The organism is Nitrosomonas sp. Nm33 (assembly GCF_900107265.1).
GTDB lineage: Bacteria > Pseudomonadota > Gammaproteobacteria > Burkholderiales > Nitrosomonadaceae > Nitrosomonas.
Genome location: NZ_FNPJ01000069.1, coordinates 1 through 16212, shown reverse-complemented (window position 1 = coordinate 16212; position 16212 = coordinate 1). Strand labels below are relative to the sequence as shown.

14 protein-coding genes and 1 pseudogene are annotated in these 16212 nt (G+C 46.1%); 5 read left to right on the top strand and 10 right to left on the bottom strand.

All coding sequences use genetic code 11. The features are described from left to right. The 3 genes and pseudogenes from BLV54_RS12160 to BLV54_RS12150 all read right to left on the bottom strand — a co-directional run. Positions 1–329: pseudogene (locus tag BLV54_RS12160) on the bottom strand (winged helix-turn-helix domain-containing protein); the annotation flags it as partial. A gap of 179 nt (positions 330–508) precedes the next feature. Further along, on the bottom strand, positions 509–691 hold the full coding sequence (locus BLV54_RS12155; RefSeq protein ID WP_090571929.1) for a hypothetical protein: 183 nt from the start codon (positions 689–691) through the stop codon (positions 509–511). A gap of 108 nt (positions 692–799) precedes the next feature. Next, positions 800–1669, bottom strand: coding sequence for a hypothetical protein (locus BLV54_RS12150; RefSeq protein ID WP_090571928.1), 870 nt, complete (start codon positions 1667–1669; stop codon positions 800–802). A 205-nt stretch (positions 1670–1874) separates the two neighbouring features. On the opposite strand from BLV54_RS12150, the gene BLV54_RS12145 reads away from it, so the two are divergent. The 3 genes from BLV54_RS12145 (at position 1875) to BLV54_RS12135 (ending at position 4884) form a co-directional block, all read left to right on the top strand. Then, positions 1875–2528, top strand: coding sequence for a TetR/AcrR family transcriptional regulator (locus BLV54_RS12145; protein ID WP_143032506.1), 654 nt, complete (start codon positions 1875–1877; stop codon positions 2526–2528). Positions 2529–2540: 12 nt separating this feature from the next. Further along, entirely contained in the window at positions 2541–3587 is a 1047-nt protein-coding gene (locus tag BLV54_RS12140) for a metal-dependent hydrolase (RefSeq protein ID WP_090571927.1), read from the top strand. 61 nt (positions 3588–3648) lie between these two features. After that, complete coding sequence (locus BLV54_RS12135) at positions 3649–4884, top strand: EAL domain-containing response regulator (protein ID WP_090571926.1); 1236 nt, start codon at positions 3649–3651, stop codon at positions 4882–4884. 4 nt (positions 4885–4888) lie between these two features. On the opposite strand, the gene fghA is transcribed toward BLV54_RS12135, so the two are convergent. The 5 genes from fghA to apbC all read right to left on the bottom strand — a co-directional run bounded on the left by fghA (position 4889) and on the right by apbC (position 10567). Next, the gene (gene fghA, locus BLV54_RS12130) at positions 4889–5740 is read right to left on the bottom strand and encodes an S-formylglutathione hydrolase (RefSeq protein ID WP_090571925.1); all 852 of its coding nucleotides are present in this window, start codon (positions 5738–5740) and stop codon (positions 4889–4891) included. Positions 5741–5749: 9 nt separating this feature from the next. Further along, complete coding sequence (locus BLV54_RS12125; RefSeq protein WP_090571924.1) at positions 5750–6856, bottom strand: S-(hydroxymethyl)glutathione dehydrogenase/class III alcohol dehydrogenase; 1107 nt, start codon at positions 6854–6856, stop codon at positions 5750–5752. A 216-nt stretch (positions 6857–7072) separates the two neighbouring features. Then, entirely contained in the window at positions 7073–8794 is a 1722-nt protein-coding gene (locus BLV54_RS12120; protein WP_090571923.1) for a sirohydrochlorin chelatase, read from the bottom strand. A 108-nt stretch (positions 8795–8902) separates the two neighbouring features. Continuing rightward, positions 8903–9469: a dCTP deaminase gene (gene dcd, locus BLV54_RS12115; protein WP_090571922.1), complete on the bottom strand. Its 567-nt coding sequence runs from the start codon at positions 9467–9469 to the stop codon at positions 8903–8905. 9 nt (positions 9470–9478) lie between these two features. Further along, a complete protein-coding gene (apbC, locus tag BLV54_RS12110; RefSeq protein ID WP_090571921.1) occupies positions 9479–10567 on the bottom strand; it encodes an iron-sulfur cluster carrier protein ApbC in 1089 nt (362 codons plus the stop codon). Positions 10568–10687: 120 nt separating this feature from the next. On the opposite strand from apbC, the gene metG reads away from it, so the two are divergent. Then, positions 10688–12811: a methionine--tRNA ligase gene (gene metG, locus BLV54_RS12105; protein WP_090571920.1), complete on the top strand. Its 2124-nt coding sequence runs from the start codon at positions 10688–10690 to the stop codon at positions 12809–12811. Between the two features lie 91 nt (positions 12812–12902). Beyond that, positions 12903–14849, top strand: a complete 1947-nt coding sequence (locus tag BLV54_RS12100; RefSeq protein WP_090571919.1) for a DUF7453 family protein — start codon at positions 12903–12905, stop codon at positions 14847–14849. Positions 14850–15180: 331 nt separating this feature from the next. Here BLV54_RS12100 and BLV54_RS16970 read toward each other — a convergent pair whose 3' ends face one another. Together BLV54_RS16970 and BLV54_RS12090 are read right to left on the bottom strand one after the other, a co-directional pair. Further along, positions 15181–15417 (bottom strand): transposase, encoded by a 237-nt coding sequence (locus BLV54_RS16970; protein WP_371113301.1) that lies wholly within the window; start codon positions 15415–15417, stop codon positions 15181–15183. Between the two features lie 97 nt (positions 15418–15514). Then, positions 15515–15886 (bottom strand): hypothetical protein, encoded by a 372-nt coding sequence (locus BLV54_RS12090; RefSeq protein WP_143032505.1) that lies wholly within the window; start codon positions 15884–15886, stop codon positions 15515–15517. Positions 15887–16212: the final 326 nt, after the last annotated feature.

Sequence of the window (16212 nt, the reverse complement as noted above, 5' to 3'; positions counted from 1 at the left end):
GGTCGTTCCTCTATTTTCTCTTTAAGCGGAGGGACAACTACCACTCCGCCTCGAGCCGCTCCTGCCAAAACTTCATCAAGAATTTGGGCTTCCTGCTCAAGCGTGGCAATCGCACGGTTACGGAGAGCCCGTTTCGTTCGAGGTGCTTCCTCCTCGCAGCGAGCAACTCTACAGTAGCGCGTGCGCATGCTACACGTCCATCTAATGGAACGTCCAATAGCCTTCGCCGTTTCCTCTAACGACATTCCCGGTTCCAGGGGCAGCAATACCGCTTGTGCCTTGCGAAAACATTGAATGGTTCGATAATGCATCGGAATGCCCGGAAGCATTGCTTAACGCCATCCATGCTGGTACCACGGAATGTCAGATCGAATGCTATCCGCGCCGAACCGACAGCCCCGCCGTGGAAGCGGCTCGCGCCCTATTGGTCCGCTTTGTGTCAGCAGAACTCAAAGACCACGCGGTAGGTTAACTTGTGCTCCCGACACCAGCCGTAGTAGATTTTCCGCTATCGGCTGGACTCATATCGAATATAGGGATTTTCCAGCGGAAGCGTTGACTCACTACAGAGCTTCCAGCTATCTCTTTCTATTTCTCCGAATTTCCTTTTCTGACATGCAAGAACCAGCTGCCAGCCAAGCGACGATAGTGCGTCTGTATTATTTTGCCCTATCGGGACGAGCGGATCCATAAGGAACCTCCTTTGGATGAGGATCTAAAAGCCCAGGTAGAAAGCTATGTTTACTTCGATAGCTTTCTACACATTCAGTTTATGCAGCGTTAATCAACTAAAAGGAAATTAATTGCTAACCTTGACAAAGTCACCATTTTTCTTGATCCACACTTCATTAGTGAAAGCATCATAGATACTGTTGGCATCAGTGGCAAAACAATCGGCTACGGTCTGGCTAGTGATAGTATTTTTGGCCGCCATGGTGATGGGTGGATTGACGGTGATGCCGGGAACGCCTTGAAGTTGTCCTTCGAACGCGGATGTCATGTCGTAACAGACATCTGAATGGACAGTCAAATTGGCACTTTCCCGCGGTGCATTGATGGTGCAATGCTTGCCATTAAGGGAATCATTAGCAAAAGATTGAAATGGGTTGGGAATGCCAGGAAGGTCAATGGTAATTCCTCTTATTTCGGAGGAAGTGACATTACTGGTGGTGAGTAAGGAAATGCCGGTTGCAGAAGCTTGTTGGGGTGCCTCACATAAATTGGGGTTTGTTGGAAGTGGAATACATTGCCCATTGGTGGTGACATTGACGACATTGCCACTCTGCGTGAAAACCAGTCCGGCAGGCACATTGGCCGTATTACAGGCAGGAATGCTGCCATTGCCACCCAAGTTGACAATATGGGTGATCATATTGGGTAGGCTATCAATGAATGTGGGGTTATTGCCCCAAGGACCGCCTAATACATAAATGCCATTATCAGTCTTATTAACACCTGCATAAATGCCTGCTTCAGGGTAGTACCTGAAAAGCCAAGGTTCAATACTTTGCGTAGCCTGGTGGCTTGGAAAGAATTCGGGATAAGTATTTTCAGCCCAGTTAAGCAAGGTCTCAGCATCACTGGCAGTATCAGCTGATGCGAAATTGAAGCTGCTCAGCAGAGCAAGGGAACAGGCTGACAAAATGAACTGCTTTATGCGGTGTTTCATGTAAATAACCTCTAATTTATTTTGTTGGAATTAATTTTTATTTAATTGGTTAGAGTATTAGTATTCTATCTTTGTATCGGGATAGAAAGCTGCAAGATGTTCTCTTTCTATATATAGAATATAAAGTACAGGATATAAAGTATGATTTAGCAGATTAAAGCAGGTGTTTCTCGCAATCGGATAGAGATTCCTTAAGGAGGGCAAGATGATAACAGAAAGCGAAAATATTCGTGATGTAATTGTCAATACTGCAGTTGCAATAGCAGCGCGTACTTCGTGGGAAGCCGTTCGTATTCATGATATTGCGGCCGAGCTAAATATTTCATTGGATGATATACGTGGCTACTTCCGTGAAAAGGAAGATCTGGTTGATGCCTGGTTTGATCGTGCAGACGGTATCATGCTAAGAGAGGCAGATACTGCTGATTTTTCAGCACTCACATCGCAGCAACGTATTCATCGTCTCATCATGATTTGGCTGGATGCCCTGGCTGTCCAGCGCAAAGTGACACGACAAATGATTTCAGCAAAAATGGAACCTGGACACATCCATATCCAAATTCCTGCCGTGATGCGTATTAGTCGTACTGTGCAATGGATTCGTGAGGCAGCACAGCGTGATGCTATCTTTGTGCGGCGTGCACTGGAGGAATCTGTTTTGACTACTATTTATCTGATGACATTCTTTTTCTGGATGCGGGATGAAACACCAGGATCAAGTAGGACGCGACAATTTCTGAATCGTAATCTAAGCCTGGCAATGTGGCTGGATCAAACTATTTATGGTAATAATGAATCTAAAATGAGTCAGGTATCGGTTGATCGAGTTAGTGTGCCATCCAGCAAATCGACTCACTGATCATCCAACGCGATGGATACCTTGACCCATGCCTTAAGCGGCGCCTTGCTGGTACGTGCGGCTGAGCCAGTACTGCCGAGGTTAAAAGCACTGCCAGTGCTTATCCGCCTTATCACTGGAATGACGGCGGCAGCTTTTCCTGATATTGATGGTGCAATACGGTTGATCGATACCCTTACTTATCTCAACTGGCACCAGGGTCCCACCCACTCACTCTTGATGTTACCGCTATGGGCATTTTTTCTGTCGCATTTATTTTCCAAAGTTGCACGCGGTCGTTATTCATGGCAGCTTTTTTTAATTCCGGCTAGCCTAGGGATCGCTATTCATATTGCAGGAGACTTGATTACTTCTTATGGATTGATGCTGCTGGCGCCTTTCTCTGCTGAGCGATTTTGTGTGCCGTTCGCGTTCGTCATTGACCTTTGGTTTAGTGCTATCATCATCTTGGGGTTGGTCATAAGCTACATTCTTCCAGCAAAGAAATATATTGCTGGTTTTGCGCTTGGTTGTCTGGCGATTTATGTTGTATTTTTAGCATCCTTGCATGAGCGGGCCAAGGACATTGGTTTGACATATGCTCAGAAAATGGCTCTTCCTTACACAGAAATCAGCGTGTTACCGCAACCTTTTTCACCCTTTAACTGGAAGATCGTTGTCATGGAAGGAGAAACTTATCATATTTTATTAGTTAAGTTGGCATCTGATTCTTCGGCAATGCTTTCTGATAATGGTGTGTTATCAAAAATGCTTGCCGTTTATCAACCGTTGACTTCAGCCAAGTGGCAGCAATTTAAACGGTTTGGTGATTTTCCTGTTGATACAATGTTGGTACGCGAAGCCTGGCATCAGCCTGCCTTAGCAGATTTCCGGCGGTTTGCGATATTTCCGCAATTCGATAGAATTGACTACTCTGAAAAAGGGGTATGTATCTGGTTTTACGATTTACGGTTTAAATTTCCTTTACTGCCCCCATCGTTTCGCTATGGGGGGTGCAGAGAGGAAGGGAGCGCTAATTGGTATTTGCAACGTCAGAAAGGCGCTTTCTGGATTGATTAAACGGTTTGAGCTATTTTTAGCGTAGCTTAATACTAATTATTTTCTCCTAAAAAGGAACATCATGATCGAAAGATCTGCGATCAAGATTCTGATTCTTGACGATGAGCGGTTTATGCTCAAATTATTGGCACGTATGCTGACAAACCAGGGATTTACTTCCGTTGTTTGCTGCGATAATGGGCACGATGCATTAGTGCAGGTGGATAACGAGGCGACTCGACCTGATGTGATATTGCTTGATTTGAACATGCCAGGGATGGACGGGATCGAATTTGTACGTTATCTCGTTGAGCGGCAGTTTACGGGTAGCTTGATTCTCGTGAGCGGCGAGGATGAGCGTATGCTGAGAACGGCTGAGAGATTGGTGCAGGCGCATAAAATTCATATGCTAGGTTATCTGCAAAAACCGGTCAAACCTGAAGCGATGCTGGCTTTATTGACGCAATGGACACCGCCACCACCAATAAAACCATCCAAAGCTAAAAAAATATATAGCGCGGAAGAAATAAGAACCGCCATTAAAGAAGGCGCGCTGATTAATTATTATCAACCCAAGGTGTCGGTTGCCAGTGGGATGGTAATGGGTGTGGAGGCATTGGTGCGTTGGCAACACCCTGAAGATGGCCTCGTTCTTCCAGATCAATTTATCAGTGTAGCGGAGGCACATGGCTTGATCAATGATTTAACCCGATTAGTCCTTTCACAAGCATTCACGCAAGCAAAAAAATGGCAGCAGGCAGGGTTTGAGTTAAATGTTTCCGTCAATGTTTCTATGGATAATCTGGCTTCTCTGGATTTTCAGGATCTCGTTGTTAAGCTTGCTGCCGACAGCGGGATTTTACCGCATAAACTGGTGCTGGAAATAACCGAGAGTCAGCTGATGGGCGATATAAGAGTGTCACTCGAAATTCTGACGAGGCTGCGCCTGAAACGCTTTCGTCTTTCCATCGATGATTTTGGCACTGGGCATTCTTCTCTGGCACAATTACGCGATATTCCCTTTGATGAACTCAAGATCGATCAGGGATTCGTCCACCGAGCCTGGAAAGATGAAACGCTACGTGTGATTTATGATGCGAGCCTGGCATTGGCTAAGCAATTAAATATGGAAGCAGTGGCGGAAGGTGTCGAAGATCGGGATGACTGGGAATTACTGCGTCGTACCGGTTGTGATCTCGCGCAAGGTAATTTTATTTCCAAACCATTATTGGCCGAAGAAATCCCTGATTGGATAAAAGTTTGGTTAAAAAGAGTGCAAACTGAGTTTATGGTAGCGAGCTCAGCTCAAACTGATTAAGTCGCTATATCCGGCTAAGCTGATCGTAATGATGTTGTAAATGATCTGCTATGAAGGTGCTGATAAAGTAATAACCGTGATCATACCCTTCATGGCGACGTATTGTCAGAGGTTGCCCGGCTAGCTGGCAGGCTGCTTCAAAACGATCTGGCTGTAATTGCTCTGCCAGGAAAGGATCGTTGAGACCTTGATCAATAAGGAGTGCAGGCAGTCGATGGCCTGCTTCGATTAAGGCGGTCGTATCATATTTGCACCAATTTTCCGGAGATGCACCCAGATAATGACTGAATGCCTTTCGCCCCCAAGGGCAGTGTTGTGGAGCAGCAATTGGGGCAAATGCCGAAACGGATCGATAGAGTCCTGGATTTCGCATTGCAAGCGTTAAGGCACCATGACCACCCATAGAGTGACCAAAGATACCGACACGATTTTGATCTGCCGGAAAATGCGACAAAATGAGCTGGTACAGCTCCTGCGTCACGTAACTTTCCATCCGGAAATACTTTGACCACGGTGCTTCAGTCGCATCCAGATAAAATCCTGCACCGGCACCTAACTCCCAATCATCAGCTTCACCATCGATACCTGTTTGGCGTGGGCTGGTATCCATGCTAACCAGCATGATACCAAGCTGGGCAGCGATACGTTGCGCACCCGCTTTGATCATGAAGGTTTCTTCCGTGCAAGTAAGTCCGGCAAGAAAAAAAAGGACAGGAACCGAGCCGTGCTGAGCCTGCAGGGGTTGGTAGACCGAAAATCGCATCGGCAGACCGATGGTTTCTGAAAAATGCTGATAGAAACCTTGTGTGCCACCAAAACAACGGTGTGTGCTGCGTGTTTCCAGATGTGTGGTCATTGTTTGGTGTTAGTAAATGACGACTGAGCGGATAGATTTACCTGCCTTCATCAACTGAAAGCCCTCATTGATATCTTCCAGTTTCAGTGTATGTGTAATCAACGGATCGATCTTGATCTTGCCATCCATGTACCAGTCAACGATCTTGGGAACATCGGTGCGACCGCGTGCGCCACCGAAGGCAGAACCTTCCCATTTGCGACCCGTGACCAGCTGGAAAGGGCGTGTACGGATTTCAGCACCGGCTTCTGCCACGCCAATAATGATACTGCGTCCCCATCCCTTGTGTGTGCATTCCAGCGCCTGGCGCATGACTTGTGTATTACCGATACATTCAAAGCTGTAATCGGCACCCCCGCCAGTTAATTGCACGATGGCATCGACAATGTTCTCCGTTTCATTGGGGTTGAGGAAATGAGTCATACCGAATTCCTGCGCCATTTTCTCGCGTGCCGGGTTGGTATCGATGCCGATGATTTTGTCAGCACCCACCATTTTGGCACCTTGGATAACATTCAAGCCAATGCCGCCGAGGCCGAATACCGCGATATTGGCACCAGCTTCTACTTTGGCTGTAAAAACGACAGCACCAATGCCGGTAGTCACACCACAGCCGATATAACAGACTTTGTCAAAAGGGGCATCCTTGCGAATTTTGGCCAGGGCGATTTCAGGCACGACCACATAGTTGGAAAAGGTGGAGGTGCCCATGTAATGAAGGATCGGTTTACCATTGAGTGAAAAACGGGAAGTGGCATCCGGCATCAGGCCGCGCCCCTGGGTACTGCGGATTGCCTGGCATAGATTGGTTTTTCTGGATAGGCAAAATTTGCATTCCCGGCACTCCGGCGTGTACAAGGGGATAACGTGATCGTCCTGTTGCAGCGATTTAACACCAGGACCGGTCTCAACTACGATACCAGCACCTTCATGCCCCAGGATTGCTGGAAAGAGACCCTCAGGATCAGCACCGGAAAGGGTGTAATAATCAGTATGGCAAATACCGGTCGCTTTGATTTCAACCAGGACTTCGCCGGCTCTGGGAGCCATCAAATCGACCTCTTCAATCGTAAGGGGTTGTCCTGCCTGCCAGGCAACGGCAGCACGTGTTTTCATACTAGATGATTCCTTTTTGTTTGGTGAAATGATATTAAGTGCTCATCCCGAACGCTAGGTATTCAACATTCAAAGCCGAGCCAGTTACGAGCAAAATATTAACGTATCATTGGGGTGATAGATAGTTTTTTTGTCAAGAATTCAGCATGAGTTGGTGAAAACGAAGTTTCGCTAAAACGAAGTTTTGCTAAAACAAAATTGCAGCGCGCAGCAGATTTATTCATGAGTTCTGAACTGCGCCATGCCCGATTTGATTTGCTCATCAACCCATTGGACAAACAAGGGATGTGGCGCGAATCCCGAGCCGAATTCATATTCCAACCCAGCTAAAAACATTTTTTCGTGTCCTTCGCCCATGACACGTGCAGGAATAATAAGTGCTCTTCCTCCTTGTTTTTGCGCTTCATTCACCATGGCACGAACTTTTTCAATCCAGGGTTCACGCTTATCTGGCCAGTCTTCGCGCCAGGTTGCGACTTTGATTGCACGAAATTCATTACCTCCTGTTTTGCGGATGTGCGTGGCGAGTGTTTCCAGTATTTGGAGCCATTGTTCGTTTTGCTGGTCATTGCCGGAGCCATGTGCGACAAGAATGATTGTTTCTTTTGCCGCATTTTGGGATATTGCGCGCACCCGATCAAACAGCGCAGCTGCGAACAGTGGACTCGCTCCAATTCCTCCTGTTGTTCGGACTGGTAAGCGGGTACGGATGCGGGTTGGAATGTTTTCGGGCATGCCATGCTGGGCATATTCTTTCCCACTATGAGCATCGTGCTCAGATATGTTTTGAACCTTATTTTCTATATCCAACCCGACCATGCGTTCAATCTCGTGACGAAAACTTTCTTCCAATGCAAATACGCGTACGATGATAGCAGCTTTGGCACGGCGCTGTTCCAGCTTACGGATGGCACGTTCAATCGTGAATTGATCTGCCATCGAAAATGCAAATTCGATCTTGTAGCGATTCATCAATGACTGCACTGCTTCGCGCAATTGCTCGTTCCAGTCAAAAGTTGAACCGTGGGCTAGAAACACCACACCAATATCTTCTGATGTGAGCGGTTGACTCAGATTAGCTTCGCGTTGTAACCAAATAGCCAGGGTATCGATGTTGCTTTTACTCTCGGAAAGCAACTGCATACCAGCGGGAAGTAATCGTTTGAGTTCCATATCGAATGACATCATGCTGTCATGCTTAGGACCAAAATGAAACGGTACGACGATGGCTTTGGTTTTATCGTCCATCTCCTGAGCTGCACGGCTGCTGATGAGTGCCTGCCTCAGTAGAGCAGTGTGCTGTTCTATCTCTTCACTCTTTCCATCGTAGGCGAGCACTACCTGAAGTGATTTGAAGCCAAAACCAGCAGCGGCTTGTCCGGCAATACGCTCCCAATCCTTCTGCATTTTTTGTGCGTTGACGGGATCGGTTGCGCCATATCCAACAACAAGTACATGAGTGTTAGCGGGATATTCGATAACACGGAATTTATCAACCAGATCTTCAACGGCAAAAAAGCTTTCACCGTAAGGATGCGTATATGAAATGGGTACGGTAAGTTGCTGACGTGACAGCAGTTTACGCGCAAGTTGGTAACGTGGGTTTGCTGCGGAAATGAATAGCGGGATTACTTTGATCCGTTCAGCTCCTTTATCCACCAGGGCATTAAGACTGATCTTGAGATATTTTTCTGTGTGCTCATCGGTGACAAAGACCAAGGCGGCATTATAGCTTTCTGCAAATAACTCAAATGCATCCCGAATCTCTTCGTTGCCAACAAAACCGCGATCCGCAGTCAAAACGAGAAAACCAGTCTGATTCTGGTATTGATTGCTTTCTTTGGCCAGAGCATGGCTGCTCAAGATTATCAACGCTAAAACAAGCAGGCTTACCTGGTAGAAACATTTCAGGATTACGATGTGCTTTGGTATATACATGATTTTCCTCCATAGTCACGCACCAGGCGCTTTTGCTAAGGAAATACAAAGCACGATGTTACGTCATTCGTCTGGATTACTGAGATAAGCAGTTGTTTCAGTCTGAAATTATATCTTAGGCAGCGTCACTCCCTCCTGAAATTGGTATTTACCATTTCTATCTTTGTAAGAGGTTTCACAGACTTCGTCCGATTCAAAGAAGATCACTTGGGCAACGCCTTCATTGGCGTAAATTTTGGCCGGCAGTGGGGTAGTGTTGGAAAATTCGAGCGTGACGTAGCCTTCCCATTCCGGTTCAAAGGGGGTGACATTGACAATGATCCCACAGCGGGCGTAAGTGGATTTTCCCAGGCAGATTGTGAGGATGTTGCGCGGAATGCGGAAGTATTCGACGGTGCGCGCAAGGGCGAAGGAGTTAGGGGGAATGATGCAGACATCACTTTTGACGTCGACGAAAGAATTCGAATCAAATTGCTTGGGATCGACAATCGTCGAATTCAGGTTAGTAAACAATTTGAATTCATTTGAGCAGCGAATATCGTAGCCATAACTGGATGTGCCGTAGGAAACGATGCTGTTGCCATCTTTGTGTTTGATCTGCGCTGGCTCGAATGGCTCGATCATGCCGTATTCGATGGCCATTTTGCGGATCCATTTGTCTGATTTGATCGTCATATCAAGTAATTAATCATTTTCCATAACTATTTTAGTAAATACTTCAGAATAATCCTTTGCCAGATTGGCGATTTTGACTGCCACCCGCCGTGCAATAGCACGATAGATTTCGGCAATCTGCCCATCCGGTTCAGCGACTACTGTGGGTTTGCCCGAATCGGTGTGTTCGCGGATTTTAATATCCAGCGGGAGTGCGCCTAACAGGTCTACCTCATAATCTTTGCACATCTTTTCTCCACCACCTGTTCCAAAAATGGGTTCGGTATGGCCACATTTCGAGCAAGTGTGCATGCTCATATTTTCCACGATACCCAGAATCGGGATACCGACTTTTTCAAACATTTTCAGTCCCTTGCGGGCATCCAGCAAAGCGATGTCCTGGGGGGTTGTCACAATGACTGCCCCGGTCACTGGTACTTTCTGCGCGAGCGTCAATTGAATATCTCCGGTACCGGGCGGTAGATCGATCACAAGGTAATCGAGATCATTCCAGCGGGTATCATTCAGTAGTTGCTGCAAGGCCTGTGTCACCATCGGACCGCGCCATACCATGGGTGTTTCTACATCGATCAATAAACCGATCGACATGGCCTGAATACCATGTGCACGCATCGGTTCGATAGTTTTACCATCCGGTGATTCGGGTTGACCGCTGATGCCGAGCATTTGGGGTTGTGAGGGACCGTAGATATCCGCATCCAGGATACCGACATTGGCCCCTTCAGCAGCGAGCGCGAGCGCGAGATTGACTGCGGTGGCAGATTTGCCAACACCGCCTTTGCCAGAAGCGACCGCAATCACATTTTTTACCCCGGGAATCAGCTTGACACCCCGTTGCACGCCATGCGGAATAATCTTGCTACTTACATTGACGGTTATGTTGCCGATAGCTGGAATGGTTTTCAACGCATTGCTGACCTGCTGGCGAATCGATTCGATCACGCTTTTGGCCGGGTAGCCTAGTTCAATATCAAGCGAGACATTGCTTCCATCAATTTTGATATTGTGCACTTCCTTGCTGGTGACGTAGTCTTTGCCCGTGGTAGGGTCGATAATTTCCTTGAGGGCGGTTTCTATTTGTTGTTCTGTAATCGCCACGATACAACTCCTTTATGCAGAGCATTTATTTATTGAAATTATTGATGTTAACAAATATCAGGGGAAAGTATCCAGTTTGTTACAATTCACCTTCTCAAATATTCAACATACCGACGATCGATGAACACACGAAAAATGCTGGTTACTTCCGCGCTGCCTTATGCCAACGGCAGCATTCACCTTGGCCACCTGGTGGAATATATTCAAACCGATATCTGGGTACGCTACCAGAAAATGCAAGGGCACACCGTTTATTACGTATGCGCAGATGATACGCATGGTACGCCCATCATGCTGCGTGCCGAGAAAGAAGGCATGACGCCGGAAGCGCTGATTGCCCGTGTGCATGGTGAGCATTTGCGCGATTTTACCGGTTTTCATATCGATTTTGATAATTACTACAGCACTCATTCGCAAGAAACCCGTCAGTATTCGGAAGATATCTATCACAAGCTGAAAGCAGCAGGCCTCATCAAAGTGCGTGCCATCGAGCAGCTTTATGATCCGGTTAAAAACATGTTTCTGCCGGATCGTTTTGTCAAAGGAGAATGCCCCAAGTGCGGTGCGAAAGATCAATATGGTGATTCCTGCGAAGCCTGTGGCGCCGCCTATGCGCCCACAGAATTAAAAAATCCTTACTCTGCGGTTTCGGGTGCGGCGCCCGTGAAAAAAGCCTCCGAGCATTTCTTTTTCAGCTTGTCAGATAGTCGCTGTGCAGATTTCCTGTGCCGTTGGACACGGGAAGCCAATCATCTGCAAGCAGAAGCCGCCAACAAAATGCACGAATGGCTAGGGGAAGCAGGAGAAAACAAACTGTCCGACTGGGATATTTCCCGTGATGCGCCGTATTTTGGCTTTGAAATACCAGGAGAATCCGGCAAGTATTTTTACGTCTGGCTCGATGCGCCGATTGGTTACATGGGCAGCTTCAAAAACTTGTGTTCCCAGCGTGGTATCGATTTTGATCAGTTCTGGCAGAAAAATACGAACACCGAGCTTTATCATTTCATCGGCAAAGATATCCTGTATTTTCATGCTTTATTTTGGCCTGCCATGCTGGAAAATTCAGGTCATCGCACCCCTACCCAGATTTTTGCGCATGGCTTTCTCACCGTGAATGGCGAAAAGATGAGCAAGTCACGCGGTACCTTTATTACTGCGGAAAGCTATTTACAGCAGCAGCTTAATCCAGAATGGCTGCGCTATTACTATGCTGCCAAACTGAACGGCACCCTGGAAGATATCGATCTCAATCTGGAAGATTTCACCGCACGCGTGAATTCGGATCTGGTCGGCAAGTACATCAATATCGCCAGCCGCTGCGCAGGATTCATCAGCAAGCGGTTTGACGGCAAACTGGTTGCTGGGGAAGAATATCGTGTGCTGCAGCAAATGATCGATGAACGCTTTGCTTCCTGGCAGTCTGGCGTTATCGAAAAAGCGTATGAAGAGCGGGATTTTTCTGCAGCAATGCGGCAAATCATGAAGCGGGCAGATGAAGTGAATGAACTGATTCAAGAGCTGGCGCCGTGGGAAATCGCCAAAGATGCTGCGCGCAATAAGGAATTACATCTTGCCTGTAGTTTGGGAATACAACTGTTCTATTTGCTCTCGTGCTACCTGAAACCCATTTTGCCTGCCACAGCGGCGAGAATCGAGCATTTCCTCAATTGCGACTCACTTCCCTGGCCAAAGCAAAAAGCCGGGCAAGCTTTATCTACAGTGCTATTGCCAGCAGGACACACGATCAATACCTACCAGCACTTGATGACGCGCATTGATGCTAAACAAATCGATGCCTTGATTGAAGCCAACAAACAGACTATCGCCCCAAGCCCTGATTCACATTCCCGCGTGCGGCACTCAGAAGCGCAACAGCATACCCAGCAACGTACAATTGCACCGATCGCAGAAACCATTTCAATCGATGATTTCAGCAAGATCGATTTACGCATTGCACGCATTGTCAACGCCGAACATGTAGAAGGTGCGGAAAAATTACTCAAACTCACGCTGGATATTGGTTCAGAGCAACGCACCGTGTTTGCCGGCATTAAATCTGCATATGATCCGGAGCAACTCAAAGGGCGTCTCACTGTCATGGTCGCCAACCTCGCGCCACGCAAGATGAAATTTGGCCTATCTGAAGGGATGGTATTGGCAGCAAGTGACGGAAGCAGCGGAGGAGGGCTGTATATTCTTTCACCTGATGAGGGAGCGCAACCGGGTATGCGGGTGAAGTGAATCGATGCAATGGGTTACATAAAGTCGTTCAACCCGATAGTTATAAGTGAGTTGTCTTCAGAAGAAAGAAAAAATATAAGGAGAGATGAAGATGAGAGCAACAAGCTGCAGAATTATTCTAAAAATAATTCTATTGAATGTAACCATTTTATGTTCCAGCTATTTATTTTCTGCAGTCCATTTAATAGCTGAGTCTGGTCAACCTGCTGCGGGTTTTACCTCTGAATATACCTACCGAGATTTAATTAATCCCGTTATAGGGTCTTCAGGTCATGTTGCATTTACTGGTGATGCTACTGTTGCTGGTAACGGTGGACGTGGACCAATCGCTGTTTGGAGTGGCTTACCTGGACAACTAGAATTAATTATAAAAGAATATGATTCGTTGCCTGGATTTCCCTACCCCAATGTATCTTTTGATGAAAAGCTCGTATTTTTTTCTCGCGTATCTACTATTGTAGTAACAGAGTCAGGACATGTGGGTTTTTTAGCAAAATTACAGGAGTTTGGAATAGTCGGCGGCCAAAGTACCTTTGGATCCTTTGGGCTGGTTACTTATGTAAGTGGAAAAATATACGGGATACTGCGTAATGGCGATCAAGCTCCAGGTTTTTCGCAGGAATACTATATTGGAGGTATCACAAATTTTGCTTTTACCGATGCCGGGATGGTTATTCAAGCAGTAGTCGGAAATCGCAATAATAACCAAAGTGAACGAATGGGCATATGGTTCTGGAATTTTGAGACACTAGAATTAATTCCTTCACCTCTAGCGAATTGTGATTATATTTTTTTACCAAACGCGATAAGTTCAGTGAATATTAATCAATCTGGAGAAATTGCTTTTAGTTCAGGCTTGGGGGGAGCTTTGTGCCCATCTGAAACTTTTGGTATTTTCAAATGGGATCAAGAGAAAACCCAGATGATACTGACTAGTGGCGACCCTGTGCCAGGTATGGCAGATACAACGTTTCATTTGGATCTCGACAGCCGGGGCCTGAATATATTTGCCATTAACGTAAATATACTTTCATTCAATGATCAGGGGGAAATAAGTTTTCCTGCAATTTTGCGTAATGCTGCCAATGGTTCCGCAAAAGAAAGTCTATGGATAGCAGATAGTTCAGGTGCAATTAGATTGCTGCTCCTGGAAGGAGAGTTTCTTGCTGAAGATGTGAATAGTACGTTCTTATTACCATTCACTGAGACGAGCTTACCATTAATGGGAAGCAATGGGTCATCAATAGCGCCGGTTAAAATAGGTCATTCTTTAGCGATCTTAGCAGGCACGCCCAGATTATCCCAACCTTATGTAAATATTAATGAGGGCGGTGTTTCTCAACTTTCTTCTATTTTACAGCTTGCAGATCAACCACCTGGCTTTGGTGACACCTGGTTTTTCAGCTCCTTCTCCAGCATAGCAATGAATAAGGCTGGCCAGTTTGCTTTGAGCGGAGCGGTTGTAGATGCGAACGATGCTTCTACGGATGCATTGGGATCTCCCGCTAGTCAGAAGTATGGAATATGGCGTGGAACTAGCAAATCAGATCTTGAACTGGTTGCATATGATGGAATGCCGGTTTCTGTTGATGGCAAAGAAGTGAGCTTTGATTTTGCAATTGGCCGTTCTACCAATGGAACTGGTGGAGTTGCTACTTTCAGTGAATCTCAAATTCTTCATAGCTCAACAGAAGGGGGGCATGCAACCCAATTAAATGATAGCGGCCAAATAGTTTTTGGAGGCTTTTTGGATGCTGCTAGTGGAGATTTCCGGAGAGGCATCTTTTTAGCTGAAGGTAAAAATAATCAGGAGGAAAGAATCTTTGCGCTCGCCGAGCAAGTATTTCCTGATCTTTTTTCTCCAGAAAATGGTGTCAATCAGACTGCAGAAGGGTTTCTCTTTCGTTTTTATCCTGCCACCAACACTTATCTAGGCATAAAGAATAAAACAGTTTTTGTCGCTGGAGAACGCTTCGGATCAGGTATTATAGAAGTAGGTCCGGTAGAAAATGTCATTGCATTTCTTGAAGCGCAGTAGGGTAATGGAATGGATTCTTCCTGTTTTATTTTCAAAACAGGAAGAGTCCATAGATGGATAAGCTTGAGTTATCCACTCTGATAAAAGTTTAATTAGAGTTTACTCAGAAATTCAGCAATCATTTATGCACTACCAAGCAGAGATTCCGATTTGAAATGAATTGATAGGAAAGCGCAAACACAACTGCTTTGAGTACGCTCTTTTTTGTTACCCATAATGCTATTTTGGCAACAAATTTCTTCAGACAAATAAAAATCTGCACCAGCACCAGCAAGTTCATGACCAGAAAGATGCTATTAATCTATGCTACAGACGTATCGGCGCGTCTAGCTCAAATATGGTTGAGGCGATAGCCATACTTTCCTTGTCCAAACTTTCCTTCAATCGGAATCCGCTCCCGATATTCCTGCCGACGTTGTGCTTTCAGGCGCTTCATCACCTCCTTGTTTTCAGGTGTAATCTTTGCCGGGCGTCCCAATGGTTTGCCGGAGAAACGTATGTTGTTGCGTTCCAGAAAGCTGCGATTGTCACGTGAGCCATACAAGGTGTCAGCCCGCGTAGGGCGCAATCATTATTGCGCCAAATGAAAAACATTGGTGCAATGCGCTTCGCTTATTACACCCTACCTACTGATTTCTTTGCGATTGAGTTTATATTCTTTTCACTTATTTTAGGCTAGGTTCATTTCGTTGTCTGATATAGGTTTTCAACTTTCTATCCTGCATGGCATCTTCCCCTCCACCAGGTTCACCTCCACCAGTCTGACCTGCATTAGAGAGCCAGCAGGCAAACATGCAGGCAACCTCGGAAAAAATGCTGTTACAATGACTTCCTATTTGCGTACACCTGCATGGACCAACCGAATCATATCCTGCCTGCTGGCATAGCATGATCTGATTGGCTGCATCCACGCAATCCATCACACCATCAACGCTTTGCCAGCCTTTGACAGTACCGTCCAGTTGATGTGCCATAAACAAACGTGCTCGATTCGCATGTTGAGCTCCTATTCCAGGTGCAATTATCTTGATTTTCATAAGAGCAGCTGGGGGATGCCCCATAAGAAGAATATAAGCCTTTGATACAGGATCCTTTTTCCAGATCAGTTGATTCTCCAGGAGCCAGGCTGAAATTATAGCTTGAGCTGTTATCAAAATACCACCAGTCCGAATAGCCGCTCAACGTGACATTGGGTGACATATTATTATAATTTGCACTAGAAACTGCATTAATAATCCAATCCCAGCCAGTTATACTTTTGATTAAAGCCGGGGCATTTTCGAGATTACATAATGCACTAACCAAATGATTCTCGAGCGTATCGATGCTGTCAAATACGCGGTTATGAAAGTATTTTTCTCGC